The organism is Bradyrhizobium sp. UFLA05-112 (genome assembly GCF_053572325.1).
Genome location: NZ_JBANBK010000012.1, coordinates 118,473 through 139,284 on the forward strand (window position 1 = coordinate 118,473; position 20,812 = coordinate 139,284).

Sequence of the window (20,812 nt, forward strand, 5' to 3'; positions counted from 1 at the left end):
GCCGATGACCTCGCGCGCAAAGCACCGGTCATCCAAGCCGTCGTTAACGGTCTTTCGCAGGCTCCGCCAGCCCGCTCCGTCAGTCGCCAATCGATCAGGCAACGTGATCTCCTGAACCAACCGATGACAGAATCACCCACGTCATCGCGTCAACGAAGACGATCAGCGAAGCTCGCCTTTAGCGTTTCTTGGCGCCGACTTCCTTGGCATAGATGTCCGGCTTGAATCCGACCAGGAGCTTGCCGCCCGTCTCGAGGACGGGCCGCTTGATCATCGAGGGTTGCGCCAGCATCAATGCGAGCGCCTTCTTTTCGTTGAGGCCCTCCCTGTCGGCCTCGGCAAGCTTCTTGAAGGTGGTGCCAGCACGGTTGAGCAACGTCTCCCAGCCGACCTTTTCGCTCCACGCCTTGAGCTTCTCTTTCTCGACGCCAGCGGCCTTGTAGTCGTGGAAATCATAGGCCACTCCGTTGGAATCCAGCCAAGCGCGCGCCTTCTTCATGGTGTCGCAGTTTTTGATGCCATAAATGGTGGTGGGCAAGGCCGCTCCTCATGCATGGGTCGCGTGACGATGATCGGCGTTGTACGAAACTACGGCGCGCCCCACAATATTCGCCACCCAGCTCGCCACACGGATTTCACCATGCACGTCAATCACGATTCCACTGCCGCCGCGGCGCCGACCATCGACTTCGACACGTTTCTGAAGGTCGACATCCGCGTCGGCACCATCGTCGACGCAAAACCGTTCCCCGAAGCGCGCAGGCCTGCATGGCGGTTGTGGATCGATTTCGGCCCCGTGATCGGCGTGCGCAAGAGCTCGGCGCAGATCACCGAAAACCATCCGTTGGAAACGCTGGTGGGACAGCAAGTCGCAGCCGTCGTCAATTTTCCTCCGCGCCAGATCGGGCCGGTTGTCTCCGAGGTGTTGACGCTCGGCTTCCCCGACGCCGAGGGCAAGGTCGTGCTGATGCAGCCGAGCAAACCCGTGCCGAACGGCGGCCGGCTGTTCTAGCCACCTCAGTCCACCAGCCAACGTAACGTCGTTCGATTTCTGGCATGCCAGCGATGGCCGGCTTGACGAGGTCGATCGTCAGTGATAAAATGACTGACTGATCGGTTTTTATAATTTCGTTCTCCTCGAACGAAGAAGGATAAAGCTCAATCAAAACGATCATCTGGTCAGTTATTTAGCGAGCGAGCCGTCATGCCGAAGATCAGCGAAAGACAGCGTGAGAACCGCCGCCAGCAGATTCTCGAGGCCGCCCTCGCCTGCTTTTCCGAAAACGGCTTCCACCAGACCGGCATGGCCGACATCGTCAAACGGTCCGGGCTGAGCCACGGGGCCGTCTACCTCTACTTCCAGAGCAAGGACGATCTCATCGAGGCGCTGGCCGACGACCGGCATCGCCGCGAGGCCGTGCTCAACTCGGTCGCGCATGGGTCGGCCGATCCGCTGGAGCATTTGCAGGCGCTGGTCCGCGTCTACGCGCAATGGCTCACCGATCCCGCCGGCGAGGCGCGCCGGCGCGTCGGAATCCACGGCTGGGCCGAGGCCCTGCGCAACCGCCGCGTCCGCGCCAGCGTCGTCGAAGGCATCGACATGCCACGCGCGCTGATCATCGCGTTGGTCGAGCGGGCCCAGCACGATGGCCTCATCAAGCGCGATCTCGGCGCGGATGCGATCGCACGCGTGCTGATCGCGATCTTCCAGGGCTTCGTACTGCAGAAATGCTGGGGCGAGGAGCTCGACATCAATGCCTGCATGGCGGCCGTCACCGGCGTGATCGACGGCTTCCGCACCACCAAACCCGACGTCGAACGAACGACCAGGGCTTGAATGATGTCCTGGATCCATGACCTGCTCGCAGGTGTCGGCGTAGGCCTCGTCGGAGGGGTGACGTCGGGCTTCATGGGCACGAGCCCTGGTGGCGGTCTCGTGATCTTCTGCGTGCTGCTGCTTGGCGCGGAGCAGCACATCGCCCAGGGTACTTCGCTAATCGCCCAGGTGCCTCCGACGGGCCTCGCCGGGGTGCGCCGCTACTGGCAGAGCGGTAATCGCAGCCCGTTGCAATGGATCGCCTGGATCGGCACAGGATTTCTCGTCGGCGGTGCGAGCGGCGGTTACACCGCGGCCGCGGTGTCCGACTCGGTCTTGCAATGGACCTACGTCGTCTACCTCGTTGCGCTCATCGCAGCGCTCGTTCTGCGGCGTGACCGCAAGGACGCCAGTAGCGAGGTTGGTGATCCCGACAAATTGCCCGGGCTCCCACTGTTCCTCATCGGCACGCTGGCCGGCTTCTCCTCCGGCTTCATGGGCATCGGCGGCGGACTTGCGATCACTGTCGGCCTCGCCGCGGGCCTGCGCGTGCCGCAGCATCAGGCCCAACTCGTCAGCCTCATCTTCTCGGTCATCCCGACCAACATTCCGGCGGCCTGGATCTACTGGAGCAAGGGGCTCGTGGTCGGTTGGCCGGCCATCATCGGTATTCTCGCCGGCCTTTGGATCGGCACCGATCTCGGCGCACGCATGGCCAATGGCGTGAGCAAATCGGTGCTGCGCCGGATCATGATCGGGCTCGTCTCGCTGATGGCACTCTACATGACCTGGAAGGCGTTGAGCTGATTCAGGGCCGCTTCGGAATGTTCAACCCGCGCTGTACGGCCGGACGCACAAGGCCGCGTTCGAGCCAGGCCGCGACCGACTTGAACTGGCTGAATTCGACGAGATCGCCAGCGCCATAGAATCCGATGAGATTGCGAACCCAGCCGAGCATGGAAATGTCGGCGATGGTGTAGTCGTCGTCCATGAACCACTGCCGGCCCGCAAGATGCATCTCCATGACACCGAGCAGGCGCTTGGACTCGCCCACGTAGCGCTCGAGCGGCCGCTTGTCCTCAAAATCCTTGCCGGCGAATTTGTGGAAGAAGCCGACCTGGCCGAACATCGGCCCGATGCCGCCCATCTGGAAATGCACCCACTGGATGGTCTGGTAGCGGCGCGCCGCGTCCTGCGGCAGAAGCTTGCCGGTCTTCTCGGCGAGGTATTGCAGGATCGCACCGGATTCGAACAGCGGCAACGGCCTGCCGCCGGGACCGTTGGGATCGAGGATCGCCGGAATCTTGCCGTTCGGATTGAGCGAGAGGAATTCCGCCGTCTTCTGGTCGTCCTTGCCGAAGTCGACGAGATGCACCTCGTAAGGCAGCCCGATCTCCTCGAGCATGATCGAGACCTTGACGCCGTTCGGCGTCGGCAGGGAGTAGAGTTGAAGGAGTTCGGGATTCTTCGCGGGCCAGCGTTTGGTGATGGGGAAGGTTGAGAGATCGGACATCAGGACCTTGGATGCGTGTGTTGGAGCGCATCTAATGTAGGCGAGGCGTGGAACGACGCAAGATCACTGGTTGTGCCTGCACGTTCTGGTCACGAGGTCCGGCGCGGGGCGGCCCGACGCATCTATGGTGGCAGCCTCATCATCGCTGCGATCGGAGTCATCGTCTCATGTTGCAGCCGATACTCCATGAACCATTGCCCCGTCACCAGCAACATCGCCGTAAAGGCGATCGCAAGCATCGCGGTCGCCAATTGGCTGACATCGTTCATTGCATTTGTCCCTCAGCAAAACTTGATGTCTAAACGCTGGCTCGTTCTGCATGTTCCCTGCTCCCGCGAAAAGATTGCCACTCTTTCCCATTCCGAATACCAGGCGGGCACTCTGTTCCGACCCCAGAGCGAGGGACCATTGAGCCATGCCGGCGTTATCGGGAGATGAACATCGAGAAGCACGCCTTGCTCGATCACGCCGAGCGCTGTCGCCGGGTCGCGGACGACCTTGCCCATAACGAAGCCGTGCGACGGCTGCGGGCGATGGCCGAGGAGTATGAAGCCAGAGCTTTGAGGCTGGAGCACCAGGAAGGTCAACTTCGGCAGCATCTCAAGCAGCGCCGTGCGTGTCTCGGCCGCACCGAAGGTCGAAGCGATCGGGGAGCTGATTGCTCTCAATAGTTGATCTCCATCCGCAACCCGCGCGGATCAGGATCTTCGCCATCGAGGCGTCTGGTGCTGTCACGCGCAGCGATCGCGCAGGCACATGCATCGATCAGATCGTCACGCCCGATGCCGGTGCCGTGACGCTGCATCAGCCATTTCCGGAGCTTGGCAAAGCCCTGCTTCTCCAGCAGTTGAATGCGCCGTTCGCGCCCGGTCGCCGATGTCTTTCGTTCCAGCCTGCACTCGCCCGCGAGAGTCCAGAAGATCAACTCCGGATGCGCTTCGCAGATCGTCGTCTGACGCTCCGGTGTCATGACATCATCGAGCTCTCTGATCTTGTCCCTGATGTTCCAGAGCTGGCACGACACGCCCTTGTCGCCCCGCTGCCAATAATGCCGGTTCGCGGCTGCCATGTCCGGAAACGTCCAGAGATCGCGACGCGCGCCAAGAAAGACGGCAGCGCCGATCAGCTCGCGGGCACGAAGATCGCAGACCCGATAGCCTGTCTCCTTCAATCCGATGGGCATGTCGATCATCGCGCGCTGGTGTGGGATGGCGAGCAAGCGCGTGAGGCCCGGCGCATAGTCGAACCCATGATCGCCACGCCCATCAATCCAGGCCGCGACCCACCCCAACCGAAAGCCGTCCAGGCCGAGATAGTTTGGCATCCCCTCTTCCGCCTGCTTCATGTCTTCGAGCACGCTTGAACATCCGCAAGTTGCGAGCGTATGTCCCGCGCCCTCGCGAACACTTCCGTTCGCGAAACGACCATGAACCGAGTGATGAACCACCGCTACGAAAGATTTGCGCGACTGTCGAACGGTCTCGGACCGATCGATAGCGCATGCCCGGCTCATGGGAGCGATCTCGCTTGAAAGCGAGATCGACAGTCCGCTTCTCACGACCCTCCCGAGCCAGCCGCTCCGGAGGGTTTTTTGTTGCCAGCCGCGCGGCCCGTTCGAACTTCCCGGCAAATGCCGGAACGGGAGACCCGGATCCCGGGGCTCGCGCTCGAGAGGCGCGTGCCCAAGCGCGCGGGGCCTGCCGGAGGGAACGAGGCGATGAGCCGGACACCGATGGCAGAGCGAACCCGAATGATTCGCAAACAGCGGCGCGTTGACAGCGCCGCGATAGAATTTTCGTGAATCGGTTTGCCGCGATCTTCGCGGCTCAACCGACGCTGGTGGTGAAGATGTCGGATACTTCCTCCACGGTGAAGCGGGTTCGAATCCCGCCTTTGACGCACGCACCGGGATGCGGCCTCGGAAAGGCTTGCACGCGGCCCGGCGCAGTTTCTCTCCGCAAGGAGAGCGCTGTGTTGCTGTCACTTAAAGCCGATATCGCCCGTTCCCCAGGGTACCCATCTAGGCCGATGCGAATGCTTCGGCGCAGTCGGGAATGACGCGCGCGGAGGCCGCGTGCAGCCTTGCGATCCTCGCCCGCGGTCTGCGGTGAGGTCGAGATCTTCACCTTCAGCAGTGAGGTGGTGAAGGTCCCTCCCCGCCGCGGCTTTGCGCTGAGGGATGCGATCATCAACTCGCAGGCTCATAGCGGGACCTATCTCGGCAAGGCGGTGTCCGAGATCGACCGCAAGGGCGACCGCCTGATCGTCTTCACCGACGAGCAGAGCCACGACCGCGTGCCGGATCCTGCGGCGAGCGGAACGCTGGTCAACATCGCCTCGTATCAACACGGCGTCGGCCACGGCGGCTGGACCCGCGTCAACGGCTTCTCGGAGGCCGTGGTCGCGTGGATCGCGGCGTCGGAGACGACGCTGCACTGATGCGTCCCACGAACGACCCGGGCGCGGCATCCCGCGCCCGGGTCACTTGGTTTGACGATCTTGCGCTCTTACGCTTGGCCTTCACCCACGCGAGACAGCCTGGCGCGGCTACCGACCAACTTCAGCCAGGGCGCCAGATGGACGGCACTCATCAGCAGGTACATCGGGACCATTCCACCGAACGGCGACGCCCCCGCTGTCGAACACAACGCATCCGGCGATCCGCCGCCAAGAACGGCCGTCAGCAGCGCCATGATCGCGAAGGTCGGCGCGGCCGCGAGGCGTAGCCAATTGGCCGCGCCGATCGCCGCGGTCTTGCTCACGACTTTGCGCTCTGTTTGCGGAACGCCGCCTCTCCGGCATCCGACACCTCGACCCATCTCTTGTCGGGCGCCGCACCTGCCTCGTAGTTGTCATGCCAGTTCCACCACTTGTAGGTCGGCGTCTGGGGATAGCCCTCGGGCGAGTCTTCCCACACCTCTTGCCGGCCGAGCGGCGTGATGTCGAGGTAGTTCCAGGTACCTCCCATCTGCTCATCGCCGCGGTTGTTGATGAAATAGGTGCGGAAGATTTTGCTGCCGTCGCGGAAAAACACGTTGGTGCCGTGCCATTCGCCGACGCCGAAGTCAGCGTCGAAGCTGTCCGTGATCGTGTACCAGGGCATCTCCCATCCCATCCGCGCCTTGAGGCGTGCGATGTCCGCCTGCGGCGCACGCGAGACAAAGACGAGCGTGGTATCGCGCGCGTTCAGATGAGCGAGATGGGCGACCTGGTCGGCCACCATGGAGCAGCCACGGCAGGCGTGGTCCGGCCAGCCAAACACGCCCGGCTCGAAGAATGCGCGGTAGACGATGAGCTGATGTCGGCCCTCGAACAAGTCGAGCAAGCTCGCTTTACCCGTGGGTCCCTCGAACGCGTAACTCTTCTCCACCGCGAGCCACGGCATCCGCCGCCGCTCAGCGGCCAGTGCGTCACGGGCTCGGGTTGCAGCCTTCTCCTTGACGAGCAACTGCTGACGCGCAGCTTCCCACTCCTGCGCCGAAACGACATGAGTCTGCATAGCTGACCTCCTGTTTGTTGTTTGGTGCGTTCCGTCAGGCCGGCAGCCGCCGGTCGTAGTCCTGCTGAAGCCGGGCCCAGCCATCCCAGAACGGCGCCGGCTCCTCGCCGGAGATCCGCGCGACCAGAATGTCGAGATGCATGTGCCAACCGGCGCCGACCTTGAGCATGGTCGGGCGGTCGGGCAGACGACGATGGATCACGGTGAGCACCACGCCCTTTCCCTTCGGCTCCAGCTCGAAGGTCACGTCGCCGCTGTTGCTCCAGGCAATCGAAAGCTTTCGCGGCGGATCGCACTCGGTAATCCGACTCTGCATCCGATGCTCTTCGGGAAAGCCGGCCGGGCGCCTGCTCGGGGGATCGTTGAGCTCATCGTTGCGCCAGACGAGCTCGAAGGGCGCTCCGACCCTGGTCTCCATCACGCCCGCCGCCAGCCATTTGCTGCGAAGGTCGCTGTCGGTGAGATACGCCCAAACGCGCTCGATCGGGCCGGGCAGCAGGCGCTGAAGCTTCAGCGTCGTCGGTTCGATCAGTTCGCCATAGGCATCGGGCTTGGTCTTTGCATCCATCGTTCTGCTCCTCACTTCTTTTTTGCCTTCGCCTCGTCTTCGGCGCGCAGCAACGCCTCCAGCGAGTCGAGCCTGTCATTCCAGAAGCGTTCGTAACGTCGCAACCAGGCATCGGCTTCGGCGAGCCGTGCAGCTTGCAGCCGACACAGATGGGTACGGCCGCGGATCGTGCGTGTGACGAGGCCTGCATTCTCGAGCACCCGAACGTGCTTCGAGGCACCCGCGAAACTCATGCTGAACGGTGTCGCAAGCTCCCCGATCGTGAGCTCCCGTTCCGCCAGATGACCAAGCATTGCCCGCCGCGTTGGATCCGCGAGGGCATGAAAAACGGCGTCTAGATGCGAGAATTGCTCAACCATATGGTTTAACATAATCGGTCGGGATCGATTGTCAACCGATCGGTTTAATTATTTTTGAGTTCCGGCGGCTCTGGGCAACTCGAGCCAGCCGGCAAGGACCCGAGCGAGCCAGACGGCGCGCGCGGAATGAAGTAGGAGCAAGACCATGCGACGACCCGACCCCTACCAGGAACGTGCCCGCGAACTGTGCCTCGCCGCCGGCGTCGATCCGGATTCGCGCGTTGGCGAAGGACGCGGCCAGCCGGCCTGGTGTCTCTGTCGAGATGCCGCGCGGAAGGAGCAGCTGGCACGCGAGACCAGCGCGGCCGCGAGCGAGATCGCGAACCTCCGCCCGCAAGATGATCGCTTCAAGAATGCACCGCTGAAGATCTTCGGCGAGCATGATGAGGCGACCGTGGCGCAGATGCGCAACTGCATGGCGGTCGGCAACGTCGTATCCGGCGTGATCTGCGCCGACGGCCATCTCGGCTACGCCCAGCCGGTCGGCGGGGTCATCGCGTATGAGAAGCAGATCAGCATCTCCGGCGTCGGCTTCGACATCGGCTGCGGCAACATGGCTGCGCGTCTCGACACGTGTTTCGAGAACATCTCGGCGATCGTACCCACGATCATCCGCGACGTCGCGAAGACGATCTCCTTCGGGGTCGGCCGGGCCAATGCCGAGCGCGCCGAGCAGGAGCTGTTCGACGATGGCGATGCGTGGCGTGAGAGCGATATGGAAGCGCATCGGCAGAGGCAAATAGTAAAGTGGGAGGCGATGCCTCCCACTTCGTTTGCGCCGTTCGCTTCCAGCGATCTTCGCGGGGGCGTTAGCCTGCCCCAAGCGCCTCATAAGCGAGGCGCTTGAACTCAAAGAAGAACGGATTCCAGAAGCCCATCGCGCGCTGCGCCATCAGCACGCCGGCCGTATTGGCCGCTGGGCATATCCACCAATGTGTGCCGGCGACGCCGCCCCACTGGAATTCGCCAGTCGAATTCGGGGGATCAAAGGGCGACGGTGCGAAGGTGACGGCGCCGCCGAGCCCAAATCCCTTGCCGGGAATGGTCCCGAGGTTCGCAAAACGGATGGTCTGGCCATTGCCAAGCTGGTTCGTCATCATCTGCCGCAGCGTCTCGGGCTTCAAGAGTTCGCCCGATCCCGGCAACAGCGCCCGCACCAGCGCGAGCATATCCGGCAGGGTAGAGACCAGCCCGCCGCCGCCCGACAGCCGCGGGAACGGCCGGCGATAGGCTTGCGGATAGGGCTGATCGTCGATCCGCCAGAGGCCCGGTTTCATCGGATCGAGCACATCGGCGCCGCGATAATAGGCGACCAGCCTGCCCTGCTCGGCTTTCGGCACGGAAAAAACGGTATCGACCATGCCGAGTGGATCGAAGATGCGCGCCTTGAAGAAGGCATCGAGCGCCTTGCCGGAGACGACCTCCACGACACGGCCGAGCACGTCGGTCGCAACCGAATATTCCCAGCCAGTGCCGGGATGATAGGACAGCGGAAGCCTGGCGAGCCCATCGATCATGTCGCCGAGCGACGTCAGCGGATTGAGGACGCGCGCCTCGTTGTAACCCTTGAACAGCACCGTGCCGGGATCAAATAACCCGTAGCTCAGGCCCGATGTATGCGTCAGCAACTGGCGGATCGTGATCGGGCTGCGCGCCGGTTCGACGTCGGCGAGGCTCGTCGCCCTCTGCTTCAGCACCTTGCGATTGCCGAGTTGCGGCAGGAATTTCTCGATCGCGTCGTCAAGGCCGATGCGGCCCTCCTCGACCAGCAGCATGATCGCGCAAGTGACGACGATCTTGGTGTTGGAAAACGCGCGGAAGATGTGATCGGGCCGAAGCGCCACGTTCGCCTCGCGATCAGCCAGCCCTACGCATTGCTGGTCGACGACATCCCGCCCGCGCAGCACCGCCCAGGACACACCGGCGACGATCTCCTGATCGACGTAGCGCTGCATTGCCGTCCGTGCGGCGGAAAATTTGGGTGTCCTGGCGTCCATCTGCTGCTGTCTCCGTGAGCTGGTTGACATCGATACAACGCCGAATCCCCGGCAGGAAAGCCCTTCCTTCAAGCTGGCGCCGGTGCATGCCAGCGCCGACATTTTTGTTTCGCCGCGTGTTCATTTGGATGCGAGCAACAGAGCGAAAAGCTCTGCAACCTTCCAGGCAAGCGCCCGGCAAGAGCGCGTTAAGGGCGCGACCTTTAGCCTCACACCCATGTTAGGCGTATCTCAATCCAATCAACGGTGACCGGCAATGACCTCGATCGCTGCTACATCTACCAGCTCCTATTCGCCGCTTGATCTGCTCAAGAGCGAGCTCACCAAGGAAGTCTCCGCGGGCACGATCAGCTCGAGCGACGAGTCTGCACTCTCGTCCGCGCTCGATGACATCGATTCCGCACTCAAGAGCGACGGCTCCAGTTCGAGCTCCTCGACGCCGCCTTCGCCCGACGAGATGCAGTCGAAAATTGACAATCTCATCCAGAACGAGGTGTCGAGCGGCAAGCTCACCAGCGATCAGGCGGATGAGCTGAAAAACGTGTTCGCCAATACGTTCTCCAATGGTGCCGGCGCTCCTCCTCCCCCGCCGGATGCGAGCAGTGACTCATCGAGCACGAGCAGCACCGACTCCATCTCCTCGTCCACCAGCAGCGCTGACCTGATGAAAGAGCTGATCGCACTGCTTCAGAATGCGACCAGCCAGTCGACCTCCTACAGCTCCAGCGGCAACGTGTCGTCCTCCTCCGCGTCGAGCTCACTGCTCGTCGACTACAAGACCTGAGCGCGAGGCAGGGAAGGCTCGGTCCCAGGCCTACCGAGCCTCATCCCTCTTTCTGCAACACGGTCACATGCAGGCGACGGTGGATTCGCATCCCATGCCGCTGATAGAGCGCGATCGCAGATGCATTGTTGGAAAACACGTGCAGGAAGGGAATTTCGCCTCGCGCCACGATATGGCGCGCAATCGCTCCAAGCAGCGTCTGCGCATAGCCGCGGCCGCGGTGATCGGGATGCACACAGATTGCCGTCATCTCCGTGAAATTGCCGGGCTTCATCCGTTCACCGGCCATCGCGACCAGGTCACCACCGACACGGATGCCGAGAAAGGTTCCGAGCTCGTGCGTCCGTTTGCTGAACGGACCGGGCCTGGTCAACGCGGTCAATGCCACCATCGCCGGAACGTCATCGACCCCGAGCGTGACGATCTCGGCATCATGGAGCGGGCTTTCGACGGGCGTGCCGATCATCTGCTCGCCGGTCTCGGCGAGCAGCGTCTTGAATCCGGCCGGCGCGACCACTGCGTCATGCGTGAACAGCACGACAAATTCGGACGGCGACATCAACTCGGCGAGTTCCGCGTAGCTTGCTGGCGACAGATCGACCACGTCGGCGAAGGGTCCGATCGCCGAGGGAAAGCGCAGCGCCCGCGCACCGCCTTGCGCCAGATGCCACTGTCGTGTCGTCAGCGCGTTCCAGATTGGTCGGTCCAGCAGCGCCAAATCGGAATCGGACACGGGCTCTATTCCTTGTCGAGGCTTACGATCACCGCCGCATTGGCGATGATGATGGCGTCGCTGCCCTGCTCGGCCGGAATTTCGAGACCGCCCTTGACTGCTTTCACAGTCACCGTGCCGTAAGGCAGCTCCTTGGCCACCGCGACCTTGTCGACCGCTTCAGGATTCGGCACCCCGATGGTGACGTCGACGAACATGTCGTTGGCGGTCTTGCCGAGCATACGAAAGAATCCGAGGCTGGAATGCCTGATCGCATCCGACACCGCGCGCCTGGCCGCCTTGGTCGCATCCTTGCCATGGACGTCGACCCCCATGCCCATCTCTGTGATACAGCGTACGCGGGTCATTTCCAGTCCTGTTGTTGGTAGTTCCGACGCGCAAGCTTCGGCGATCTAGCTGGTCGGCACAAGCGCCTTTTCGCGCGGGAAATAGGCGTTGCGGTCCTCCTCCTGCGCATTGACGACGGCGCGAATCCGCAACAGGTCCTTGCGCGCGACAAGGCCGACCACCCGATGCGCCTCGCGATCGACGACCGGAATGCGGCCGAGATCGGAGGCAACCATGAGATCGGCGACCCGCCCCAGCACTTCATCGGGATAGGCGACAGCGGCTGATGTATCGGACACGACGTCGTCGAGAGTCGCGCTCTGGTGATCGCCCTCGGTGCGCCAGCGCAACACGTCGGCGCGCGTCACCATTCCGGCGAGACGGCCATTCGCGGTCACGACCGGATAAGACTTGTGCCGCCGCTCCTCCGACGTGAAGAGCTTGACCGCTGCGTCGACGGGCATGTCGACCGGCAGGGTGTCGACGCTCTTCACCATGACATCCGCAACGCGCAACAGTTCGAACGGATCGACGGTGTATTCGCGCGTGATGTGCTGGCCGCGTCGCGCGATCTTCTCGGTGAGGATCGAACGCTTGAGCAGCAGCACCGTGACGGCGTGCGCCGCCCCGGTCGCGGCCAGCAGCGGCAGCAGCATGTCGTGATTGCCGGTCAGTTCGACAGCAAACATCACGCCTGTCAGCGGCGAGCGCATCGTGCCGCCCATCATCGCAGCCATACCGACCAGCGCCCAGAACGACCCGCCACCAGGCAGCATCTGCCCCTCTAGCCACCCGGCGGCTCCGCCGAGAATAAGCAACGGCGCCAGCACGCCACCCGACGTCCCCGAAGCCAGCGCAACGACCCAGATCACAGACTTCACGAGCAATATCCTGATCGCCTCATTGCGCATCATGTGGCCCGAGAGGAGATCGGCGATGACATCGTAGCCGACACCGAGCGCACGCGGATCGATGAGACCGCCGAGCCCGACCACGAGACCGCCCAGCATCGGCCACCACATCCAGTGCAACGGCACATGGTCGAACAGATCCTCAGCCGCGTAGAGCAGCCGCGTCATCAGTCCGGACTGGAGGCCTGCAACGATGCCGACACCGATCGCGACCGCCAGCCCCCACCACGGCAGATCGGGCCGCTCCGCGAACGGAAACAACGGACCCGTCCCGAACAGCAGGGGACGCCACGCTGCCGAAACGACCGCGCCCGTGACCACGGGCAGAAAGCTGCGCGGCTTCCATTCGAACAACAGGAGCTCGACTGCAAGCAGCACCGCCGCAATCGGCGTGCCGAAGATCGCTGTCATGCCTGCGGCGGCACCGGCGACCAGCAACGTCTTGCGCTCGGCGGCCGTGAGGTGGAAGCACTGGGCGAAGATCGAGCCGATCGCGCCGCCGGTCATGATGATCGGCCCTTCGGCGCCGAACGGCCCGCCGCTGCCTATCGAAATGGCTGACGACAGCGGCTTGAGGATCGCCACTTTCGGCTGCATCCGGCTGCCGCCGATCAGGATCGCTTCGATCGCCTCGGGGATGCCATGGCCGCGGATCTTCTCGGAGCCGAAACGCGCCATCAGTCCGATAGCGAGGCCACCGAGCGCGGGCGCCAACACCATCCACAGCCCCGGCCGGGCGTTCGCCAGCGAGACGCTCTCGGTGCTGAAATGGCCGAACCAGATGAGGTTCGTCACCAAGGCAATCAGCTTCAAGAGCACCCATGCGGCCCCCGCCCCGAGGCTACCGACAGCCAGGGCCATGCCGATCAGCACCAGGACGCGGGCGTCCGCCGTGAAATCTCCGGGCTTGCCGCGATGACGCGGAAGCCCGCGGGCTATGTCGGGGGTCTGGCGCATGACTACTCTTGGGAGGATTATGACGCCACGCCAATATATCGTGACACGATATATATCAAGGGAATGGCTGGCATGATTTCCCGTCCCACCCGCGGGGATCTAGCGAAAACTACGGCTTCCCGCCGTGCTCGTCGCGGGTCCTGAGTTCATCGACCAACACCCGCACGTTCTCCGAATAGTCGATCGGGATCGAGATCAGGTGAACGCCACCGTCGCTGAAGGCAGCGTCGAGCGTCGGCATGAAACTGTCAATCGTCTCGATGCGGTGGCCCTTGGCGCCGTAGGATTTCGCGTACAGGACGAAGTCGGGATTGCCGAACGTCAGGCCGAAATCGGCAAAGTGATCGACTGCCTGCTTCCACCGGATCATGCCGTAGGCATTGTCCTGAAGGATCAGCACGACGAGGTTGAGCTTGAGCCGGACGGCGGTCTCCATCTCCTGGCTGTTCATCATGAAGCCGCCATCGCCGGCGACCGCCAGCACGCGGCGTTCGGGATACAACATCGCGGCCATCATCGCCGATGGCAGGCCCGCGCCCATCGTCGCCAGCGCATTGTCGAGCAGCAGCGTATTGGCGACCCTGGTGCGGTAGTTGCGTGCAAACCAGATCTTGTACATGCCGTTGTCGAGCGCGACGATGCCGTTTTCCGGCATCACCTGACGTATGTCGTGCACAATTCGTTGCGGCGTCGGCGGCCAGCGCGATTCAGTCGCGCGATCGGCGATATGGCTGAGAATCTGCTCGCGCAACGGCAACAGCGCGCCGGCATCCGGCAGTCGGCCTTCGAGGCGGTCGGCCAGCAATTCGAGGCTCGGCCCGACGTCGCCGACGACCTCCGCATCGGGAAAATAGACCTGCTCGACGCTTGCCGGCGTATAGCTGACGTGGATCACCTTCGGACCCGACGGCCCCATGATGAAGGGCGGCTTCTCGATCGCGTCGTGGCCGATTGCGATGATCAGGTCGGCGGCGTCGATGGCCTCGTGGACATAGTCACGTTCGGATAACGCCGTGGTGCCCATATAGAGATTGGTGCCGCCGGGAACGGTGCCCTTGCCCATCTGCGTGGTGAAGAACGGGATCTGCGTCCGCCGCACGAAATTCGCGATGCCGTGGGTCGACCGCGGCCGACTGGTCGCCGCGCCCATCATGACCAGCGGGCGTTTCGCCGCCAAAATCATCTCGGCGGCGCGATCGAGCGCGGCACGATGGGCGACGGGAATCTCGATCGGGTGCACGGGGACCACCGGCACGGACGCCACCTCCTCGCCCGCGACGTCCTCGGGCAGTTCGAGATGCACCGGTCCCGGCCGCTCCTCCATCGCAACGCGGAAGGCATCGCGGACCACGGTCGGAATGCTCGACGCGCTGACAATCTGCCGCGCCAGTTTTGTCAGTGGCTTCATGCTCGCAACGACATCGACGATCTGGAAGCGCGCCTGCCGGCTGCTCATGATCGCCTTCTGGCCCGTGATCATGATCATCGGCATCGCGCCGAGATGCGCATAGGCCGCTCCCGTCGACAGGTTGAGCGCACCCGGGCCGAGGGTGGAGAGACAGACGCCGGGCTTGCCGGTCAGCCGGCCATGGGTCGCGGCCATGAAGGCTGCGGCCTGCTCGTGGCGGGTCAGGATCAGTTCGATTTTGGAGTTGCGCAAGGACTCGACCAGATCGAGATTTTCCTCGCCGGGAACGCCGAAGATGCGGTCGACGCCCTCATTCTCGAGGGCAGCAACAAACAGATCCGATCCCTTCACCATCCGTGCCTGGCCGCTCATGTCGCCTCCCCTCAACAATGTCTCCGGCGTTCCGCCGGCAAACTTGAACGGCATGGTAGCCGTCCGTCATGACAACTCCACTCACAATGCGGCGCGCCGCCTCACGCACCGCGTCCGCGAGGACGATCGCCCGACGTCACGATCCCCGCCGATAACGTGACGAGGCACAAGAGCGCGCCGAGCATGGCGAACGCCATCGGCAGGCTCGCGATCCGTGCCACGAATCCGACGCCCGCAGGGCCGACCAGAACACCGGCATAGCCCGCGGTGGTGATTGCAGCGACGGCAAGTCCCGTGGGCATGGCCTGTTGCGAGCCCGCACGGCGAAACAGCACCGGGACCAGGTTCGAGGCGCCGAGGCCGATGAGCACGAACCCGGCCATGGCGACGATGGCGAGCGGAGCGACGAGCAGCACGACGAAGCCGGCAATCGCCAACAGGCTACCGACGATCAACGTGGCGCGATCGCCGACCCGCGCCACCACGGCATCGCCACCGAGCCGGCCTGCGGTCATCGCGATCGAGAACAGCATGTAGCCAAGGCCGCCTTGCGTGTCCGGCACGAGGCCGGCGCCCACGATGAGCAGCGCGCCCCAATCGAGCATGGCACCTTCAACGAGAAAGGTGATCGCGGCCAGCGCCGCAAGCACCAGCACGATGCCGTGCGGCAGGACGAACAGCGGTCCATGCTGCGCCTGTGCGCGCCGCAGCAAGAGCGGCCAGGCCACGATCATCGCGGCCAGCATCAGGGCCGAGGCGATCAGCGTGCTCGCGAGCGGGCCGAGATGGATCGACAGCAGCAACGTCATAAGGCTCGATCCGGCAAATCCACCAATGCTGAACAACGCGTGGAAGCCCGACATCAGCGGACGCGTTGCGGCACGCTCCACCTCAACCGCGTGAATATTCATTGCGACGTCAATCGAGCCGAGTGCGGCGCCGAAGCCGAACAGGACCAGGCCCAGCGTGGCCGGCGTACTCGCGACGACGAGCCACGGCAGAATCACTGCGAGGCCAAAGCCGCCGACGAGAATGATCGGCTTACTGCCGTAGCGCGCACTCAAGGCACCTGTCAGCAGCATCGCGGCAACCGAGCCGATGCCGAGGCAGAGCAGGAGCAGGCCGAGGATGCCGTCGTCGACCGCCAGCCGTTCCTTGGCAAACGGCACCAGCGGCGCCCAGCAGGCGATGCCGAAGCCCGCAACGAGGAAGGACAGCCGCGTCGCGAGCCGGGTCGCCGGCCGGTCGGCTGACAGCGTGTGCATGGGAACTCCGCAAGGGCTAAGGATTCGAAGAACTGCTAGTAAAGCGTGCCTCGGGCAAAACTGTGAAGCTACAGGGAAGTTTCGGCTTGTCGGGCTTCGCGCACTCCGCCAATGATCTTGCCGGACTCCTTTCGCTTTTGCCCCTGATATGACTCCCAAACGCTTCGAAGCCCACTGCCTGCGACTGCCCGCCGCAACCAAGGTTGTGCAATGGGAGGGCACTTCGGTTTTCAAGGTCGGCGGCAAGATGTTCGCGCTCGCCCGCGGCTTCGTCCAGCAGTCAGGCGGCTTCATGTTCAAGACGTCGAACATGGCTTACGCGATGCTGATCGAGCAGGGTATTGCACGCCCCGCGCCCTATCTCGCCCGCGCCAAATGGGTGCAACTCGTCGACAACGATGCCCTGCCCGACCCCGAGCTCGCTGCCTATCTCGACCAGGCGCACGCGCTCGTGGTTGCGAAGCTGACGCGCAAGGCGCGGAAGGAGTTGCGGCTGGGGTGATGGTCACAGAGCGCGCTCGCTGCTGGGCAATGACGTTGCGCCTCAACTCGCATTTCAAATTGGGGACACACTTTCGCATTCTCGCGGCTTGCTCGCCCGAGCTTTGCTGATCTCCTTACCCTTCATCGGAACAGAGGGCGCAGGGAAGACCGGGTGCCGGCTGGCACCCGCGGTCCGCTGCGCGCAGGTCAAACAAAAGAACTGCACAGCGGCATACAGGTCGAGCCGGAAACAACACCCGGCCTTCCCTGCGCAGGGGAGTCAATAGGCGAAAAAACGAAATGGAAACAGTGGCGTTCGGGCTGGATGTTCACATCTGTGTCGCGATTCCCGTTGCCGCCTCGGCAAGAAGCTCGCCATTGGGGCCAAGCATGACATCGCCACGCTCTCGAATGACATCGTCGCGGGCAGGTTCGGAGGCCTTCTCAGCAACGCGCCACATGCGCAAGGCTGCCTCTGGCCTGTTCAACTGGGCCGCCGAGTCCGGGCGCGATTACGTGACTGCCAGCCTCTGTATCAACCTGCCGAAGCTCGACCCTGAGCATCCCCACCCGCGTCCTATCCGAGGATGAGACTAGGACGTTCTGGCATGGCCTAGACCGTGACGATCTCCCCTATGACCGCCGGACTTGCCTGGCACCCAAGTTCGAGCTCGTCACCTTGCTGCGGTCCCGTCAACCACTCGGCGCCCCCAGGGACGAGCTGTTCGACCTCCACGGCGACCACCCGCGCTTCGACGTACCACTCAAGCGGGGCAAGAAGCGCAGCGTGATCCAGCAGCCGCTGTCCGATCTGGCCGTCCTATGGGGGCGAGGCGAAAAGCGGGATACGCGCGACCGCAGCTATTGAGAAAATCTGGTGCGAGAAAATTCGAGGTTGCAGTTGCAGCAGGGGCACCGTGCTCTCGGCGTCTCCAAAAAGGGGCGTGGTCATTCATGCAAGCAATCAACTTCGAGAAGCCCGGCGCGCCCGCAGAGCGCGAACGCCGTGCGGGCTAATTTCCTGCGATCCGCCTCAGATTTCGTTGTCGCTTGCGCACCCGGTCAACGAGGCGCAGTGGGAGTAGCAGAGGGTTGCGGCGTCGCAGGTGGCGCCGCGGCAGCAGGTCGCGGCGCGGCAGGCGCGGTAGCAGGTCGCGCGAGCGGTTCACAGCGACCGTTCACCATCCGCATTTTTCGAGCGCTGCACCTGCGGACTGCGGCACGCACCTTGGAGTTTGATACGCAGATGCCATCGACCAGTTGACGGCCCAGACCACAGCCTTGGCGAACCGGAATGACCGAATTGTTTGGCTGCTGTAATGGGACGTAGGGCATGCTCTGCGCTGAGGACACAACGAACAGCGCGAGCGCGACGACGATGGGTCTGATCATTGTTTGTCTCCAGTTGTCACAGAAAGACCTGCACTAGGCAGCGCGCTGGCAACATTTCGTTGCCACTGGCAAAGTGATCATGGTAGGCACGGCCGATGACTATATGGTCAGCTTCGCGCACCACAGACCAATGGCGTCGCGCCGCTCAGTACGGATAGTATCCGCCGCCCGGGCAAACATAGTTGCCGTAGCTGTCGTAGCCGCAGCCGCCGCGGTAGTAGGCGCCCGCCGCAGCCGCGCCGACCGCAGCCGCGCCCACTGCCGCCGCACCGGCTCCGTAGCGATAGCCGCGATACGCCCCTGCATAGCCGTAGCGCCCGCCACGCACAGCGACAGCGCCGCCCCGGTATCCGCGAGCCGCGACTGCGCCGCCCCGATAGCCCCGAGCCGCGACCGCGCCACCCCGGTATCCCCGGACCGCCACCGCGCCGCCGCGATATCCTCCCGCTCGCACACCGCCGCCGCCGCGGCGGGCGAATGCATCGTCGGGAGTGAGGGTGACCAGCAGCATGGCTGCGGCTGCCGAGGCGATTAGAATTCGACGCAACATCAGCGTACTCCTTGTTTCAGAGAGAAAGCCGCGGACACCTGCACATCGCGCTAACCGCGACTGTCCGAAGCCTCGCGTGCGCGAGCTTCGCGGCCTTGACTTGGATCAAAACAAACCTCACGTTCATCTACGTGAACGACTGCTTCATCGACCTCATTCACGTTGATGCCGCAATTAGAGTAGCCTGCCGACACGAACATGAATGACGCTAATGGCAGAGGCCGTCACCATTGCTGGCTCGGTCGCCGGTGGCAGGGCTCTCTCTCGACGGCGGTCCACTAAGGCTAAGACCGTCAGCGAGTCGGTACTGGCGCTGCACCTCGATTGCAGTCGGACGTACATCGGCAAGCTCGAAACTGAAGGCGTGATCCAGCGGCAAGGTGACGGCTTTCCACTCGACCAGAGCCGCGTTGCCTACCTGCGATACTTGCGGCGCGAGCACAAGCGCTCACCCCGCACGGAAGCCGACGCTGATCACGTCAAGAGCAAGACGGGATCAATCCTTTTTCCGGCTTGGCGGCAGCACGCGATTTACACGAGCAGTAAGGGCCGCCGTGGATCGGACGTTCACGGCCTGCTCCGCTGCTTGTTCGCCGACAGCCGGTCGGCAACCTGCCTTCGATGCCGTTCCAGACTATCCGGCTCCGGTGGTGGGCAACGCCGGCGACGAGCGCGAGATGGGGCTGATGTCGCCACCTCCGCGCTCGGGTGGGCCGCCGGTCTCCAGCATCTGGAACACATCACCGCCGCATGGCGCAGCCAATGCGGTTCGTCGCGCCGATCGCGGTGATCTTGACGACTGATGAGGAGCGCGATGTCTGGATGCGCGCGCCATGGATAACGCAAAGGCGGCCGCAGCGTTCGTTGTCAGATGATGCGCTGAAGATCGTCGTGCGCGCGGACAAGACAAGATAACAGAACCTGCGGCAAGCGCAGCGCAGACATGCGGTGCCGGCTTCATTGGAACAAGATGCCGGACTGGCATGATGGGCTATTGGGGAAGTGAGGCGAGACAAATTGTAGACTGACGCGGCAGATCACTGGCATGTAGGCTAGTGGCACGCTTTGATCCGGGAGTTTCGTTATGCGTGCCTCGCCATCGATTGTGCCTCAAGGGGCCGACCAAAACACCTATCTCGTGCTGGAGGACTTCGGTCGGATGGGCTGCTATTGGCGCGAGACCGACGCCGACAACGCTGACCGCGAGACGCTGATCCGCGACTTAGTGGAAGGCCAGTATAGTCATCCAGTCCGCATCGTGGTCTTCAATACCGCCGAAGGTTGGTCCCGTGACGCGACTATGGATATCGCCGATGAGCTGCGCCAACGCTACCTTGAGTTTGGCGAGGTACCGAACTCGATCCACGATTTCATGGATGCCAATCGGCGCTGAACGGCGATGTCTGCATGCGCGCACCGTGGGACGAAACCAAGGCGCTGCAGCGCTCACTGCAAGATGATGGCCTGAAGGTCGCTATGCACGGTGAATCGAAGGAAGATCAGGCCGCCGCATGAAGCACGTCGAGGCCACGCCCCTTCGCCGATCCGGAAACCGCAGCACGCAAGCTCGTCGAGCTCGCCGCCGGCATCGAGCCCGTGCAAGACGGCCGCGTCCATATCGAGAAGATCAATGCGCCGTTTCTCTACACGCTGAAGGCCAGCGGTGAGGAGTTGGGCACCGGAATCAAGATGGCGGTCGAGCGCGGCTGGCTCGAACTGCACGAGAGCGGCACCTATGTGCGACTCTTGAAGGCAGACGCGCCGCATACGGGGCTTTGACCTTAGTCAAAGACGGCCCCGGCCGGTGGGATAGGGTTGAGTGGAAGGCCGGGGCCGCTGGAGGTGCTTGGCTGCAGGCCAAGCGAATGATCATAGACC

The 20,812-nt window shown here is 63.3% G+C and carries 26 protein-coding genes; 10 read left to right on the forward strand and 16 right to left on the reverse strand.

What is annotated here, in order from left to right; translation table 11 throughout:
- Window positions 1–178 precede the first annotated feature (178 nt).
- Window positions 179–538: an ArsC family reductase gene (locus tag SO180_RS09845; protein ID WP_449378605.1), complete on the reverse strand. Its 360-nt coding sequence runs from the start codon at window positions 536–538 to the stop codon at window positions 179–181.
- A 102-nt stretch (window positions 539–640) separates the two neighbouring features.
- On the opposite strand from SO180_RS09845, the gene SO180_RS09850 reads away from it, so the two are divergent.
- The 3 genes from SO180_RS09850 to SO180_RS09860 all read left to right on the forward strand — a co-directional run bounded on the left by SO180_RS09850 (window position 641) and on the right by SO180_RS09860 (window position 2,623).
- Window positions 641–1,012: a tRNA-binding protein gene (locus tag SO180_RS09850; protein WP_449378606.1), complete on the forward strand. Its 372-nt coding sequence runs from the start codon at window positions 641–643 to the stop codon at window positions 1,010–1,012.
- A 192-nt stretch (window positions 1,013–1,204) separates the two neighbouring features.
- A complete protein-coding gene (locus SO180_RS09855) occupies window positions 1,205–1,837 on the forward strand; it encodes a TetR/AcrR family transcriptional regulator (protein WP_449378607.1) in 633 nt (210 codons plus the stop codon).
- 3 nt (window positions 1,838–1,840) lie between these two features.
- Window positions 1,841–2,623: a sulfite exporter TauE/SafE family protein gene (locus SO180_RS09860; protein ID WP_449378633.1), complete on the forward strand. Its 783-nt coding sequence runs from the start codon at window positions 1,841–1,843 to the stop codon at window positions 2,621–2,623.
- 1 nt (window position 2,624) lies between these two features.
- On the opposite strand, the gene SO180_RS09865 is transcribed toward SO180_RS09860, so the two are convergent.
- From SO180_RS09865 to SO180_RS09880, 4 genes are all read right to left on the reverse strand, one after another.
- Window positions 2,625–3,329: a glutathione S-transferase family protein gene (locus tag SO180_RS09865; RefSeq protein WP_449378608.1), complete on the reverse strand. Its 705-nt coding sequence runs from the start codon at window positions 3,327–3,329 to the stop codon at window positions 2,625–2,627.
- 122 nt (window positions 3,330–3,451) lie between these two features.
- Window positions 3,452–3,598: a hypothetical protein gene (locus tag SO180_RS09870; RefSeq protein WP_449378609.1), complete on the reverse strand. Its 147-nt coding sequence runs from the start codon at window positions 3,596–3,598 to the stop codon at window positions 3,452–3,454.
- A 12-nt stretch (window positions 3,599–3,610) separates the two neighbouring features.
- Complete coding sequence (locus tag SO180_RS09875) at window positions 3,611–3,997, reverse strand: hypothetical protein (protein WP_449378610.1); 387 nt, start codon at window positions 3,995–3,997, stop codon at window positions 3,611–3,613.
- Window positions 3,994–4,653: a DUF429 domain-containing protein gene (locus SO180_RS09880; RefSeq protein ID WP_449378634.1), complete on the reverse strand. Its 660-nt coding sequence runs from the start codon at window positions 4,651–4,653 to the stop codon at window positions 3,994–3,996. The genes SO180_RS09875 and SO180_RS09880 overlap by 4 nt, the downstream gene beginning before the upstream one ends.
- Before the next feature lie 758 nt (window positions 4,654–5,411).
- Between SO180_RS09880 and SO180_RS09885 the strand changes: the two genes are divergently transcribed.
- Window positions 5,412–5,768, forward strand: coding sequence for a hypothetical protein (locus SO180_RS09885; protein ID WP_449378611.1), 357 nt, complete (start codon window positions 5,412–5,414; stop codon window positions 5,766–5,768).
- Window positions 5,769–5,836: 68 nt separating this feature from the next.
- On the opposite strand, the gene SO180_RS09890 is transcribed toward SO180_RS09885, so the two are convergent.
- From SO180_RS09890 to SO180_RS09905, 4 genes are read right to left on the reverse strand one after another with little or no spacing between them, the layout of a single operon-like run.
- The gene (locus SO180_RS09890; RefSeq protein ID WP_449378612.1) at window positions 5,837–6,091 is read right to left on the reverse strand and encodes a hypothetical protein; all 255 of its coding nucleotides are present in this window, start codon (window positions 6,089–6,091) and stop codon (window positions 5,837–5,839) included.
- Window positions 6,088–6,828: a DUF899 domain-containing protein gene (locus SO180_RS09895; RefSeq protein ID WP_449378613.1), complete on the reverse strand. Its 741-nt coding sequence runs from the start codon at window positions 6,826–6,828 to the stop codon at window positions 6,088–6,090. Before SO180_RS09895 ends, SO180_RS09890 begins: the two co-directional genes overlap by 4 nt.
- 34 nt (window positions 6,829–6,862) lie before the next feature.
- Window positions 6,863–7,396, reverse strand: a complete 534-nt coding sequence (locus SO180_RS09900) for an SRPBCC family protein (protein WP_449378614.1) — start codon at window positions 7,394–7,396, stop codon at window positions 6,863–6,865.
- Window positions 7,397–7,407: 11 nt separating this feature from the next.
- Entirely contained in the window at window positions 7,408–7,755 is a 348-nt protein-coding gene (locus SO180_RS09905) for an ArsR/SmtB family transcription factor (RefSeq protein WP_449378615.1), read from the reverse strand.
- Window positions 7,756–7,900: 145 nt separating this feature from the next.
- Between SO180_RS09905 and SO180_RS09910 the strand changes: the two genes are divergently transcribed.
- A complete protein-coding gene (locus SO180_RS09910; protein WP_449378616.1) occupies window positions 7,901–8,602 on the forward strand; it encodes an RtcB family protein in 702 nt (233 codons plus the stop codon).
- Here the strand turns inward: SO180_RS09910 and SO180_RS09915 are convergent.
- The gene (locus SO180_RS09915; RefSeq protein WP_449378617.1) at window positions 8,565–9,752 is read right to left on the reverse strand and encodes a serine hydrolase domain-containing protein; all 1,188 of its coding nucleotides are present in this window, start codon (window positions 9,750–9,752) and stop codon (window positions 8,565–8,567) included. The two genes, SO180_RS09910 and SO180_RS09915, sit on opposite strands and share 38 nt — an antisense overlap.
- 256 nt (window positions 9,753–10,008) lie before the next feature.
- On the opposite strand from SO180_RS09915, the gene SO180_RS09920 reads away from it, so the two are divergent.
- Window positions 10,009–10,536, forward strand: a complete 528-nt coding sequence (locus SO180_RS09920; RefSeq protein ID WP_449378618.1) for a hypothetical protein — start codon at window positions 10,009–10,011, stop codon at window positions 10,534–10,536.
- A gap of 40 nt (window positions 10,537–10,576) precedes the next feature.
- Here the strand turns inward: SO180_RS09920 and SO180_RS09925 are convergent, their stop codons facing one another.
- The 5 genes from SO180_RS09925 to SO180_RS09945 form a co-directional block, all read right to left on the reverse strand.
- Window positions 10,577–11,269, reverse strand: coding sequence for a GNAT family N-acetyltransferase (locus SO180_RS09925; protein ID WP_449378619.1), 693 nt, complete (start codon window positions 11,267–11,269; stop codon window positions 10,577–10,579).
- Between the two features lie 5 nt (window positions 11,270–11,274).
- Window positions 11,275–11,616 carry a Lin0512 family protein gene (locus SO180_RS09930; protein WP_449378620.1) on the reverse strand — a complete coding sequence of 114 codons (342 nt, stop codon included), beginning with the start codon at window positions 11,614–11,616 and terminating at the stop codon, window positions 11,275–11,277.
- 45 nt (window positions 11,617–11,661) lie between these two features.
- Complete coding sequence (locus tag SO180_RS09935) at window positions 11,662–13,464, reverse strand: chloride channel protein (RefSeq protein ID WP_449378621.1); 1,803 nt, start codon at window positions 13,462–13,464, stop codon at window positions 11,662–11,664.
- Between the two features lie 109 nt (window positions 13,465–13,573).
- Window positions 13,574–15,226, reverse strand: a complete 1,653-nt coding sequence (locus tag SO180_RS09940) for an acetolactate synthase large subunit (protein WP_449378635.1) — start codon at window positions 15,224–15,226, stop codon at window positions 13,574–13,576.
- A 119-nt stretch (window positions 15,227–15,345) separates the two neighbouring features.
- Entirely contained in the window at window positions 15,346–16,509 is a 1,164-nt protein-coding gene (locus SO180_RS09945) for an MFS transporter (protein WP_449378622.1), read from the reverse strand.
- Between the two features lie 148 nt (window positions 16,510–16,657).
- Here SO180_RS09945 and SO180_RS09950 point away from each other — a divergent pair, with 148 nt between their 5' ends.
- Window positions 16,658–17,011 (forward strand): MmcQ/YjbR family DNA-binding protein, encoded by a 354-nt coding sequence (locus SO180_RS09950; protein ID WP_449378623.1) that lies wholly within the window; start codon window positions 16,658–16,660, stop codon window positions 17,009–17,011.
- A gap of 1,518 nt (window positions 17,012–18,529) precedes the next feature.
- On the opposite strand, the gene SO180_RS09955 is transcribed toward SO180_RS09950, so the two are convergent.
- Window positions 18,530–18,934 carry a hypothetical protein gene (locus SO180_RS09955; RefSeq protein ID WP_449378624.1) on the reverse strand — a complete coding sequence of 135 codons (405 nt, stop codon included), beginning with the start codon at window positions 18,932–18,934 and terminating at the stop codon, window positions 18,530–18,532.
- A gap of 762 nt (window positions 18,935–19,696) precedes the next feature.
- Here SO180_RS09955 and SO180_RS09960 point away from each other — a divergent pair.
- The 3 genes from SO180_RS09960 to SO180_RS09970 all read left to right on the forward strand — a co-directional run bounded on the left by SO180_RS09960 (window position 19,697) and on the right by SO180_RS09970 (window position 20,713).
- Window positions 19,697–19,849, forward strand: coding sequence for a hypothetical protein (locus tag SO180_RS09960; RefSeq protein WP_449378625.1), 153 nt, complete (start codon window positions 19,697–19,699; stop codon window positions 19,847–19,849).
- Window positions 19,850–20,018: 169 nt separating this feature from the next.
- Window positions 20,019–20,327: a hypothetical protein gene (locus tag SO180_RS09965; RefSeq protein ID WP_449378626.1), complete on the forward strand. Its 309-nt coding sequence runs from the start codon at window positions 20,019–20,021 to the stop codon at window positions 20,325–20,327.
- 203 nt (window positions 20,328–20,530) lie between these two features.
- Window positions 20,531–20,713, forward strand: a complete 183-nt coding sequence (locus SO180_RS09970) for a hypothetical protein (protein ID WP_449378627.1) — start codon at window positions 20,531–20,533, stop codon at window positions 20,711–20,713.
- Window positions 20,714–20,812: the final 99 nt, after the last annotated feature.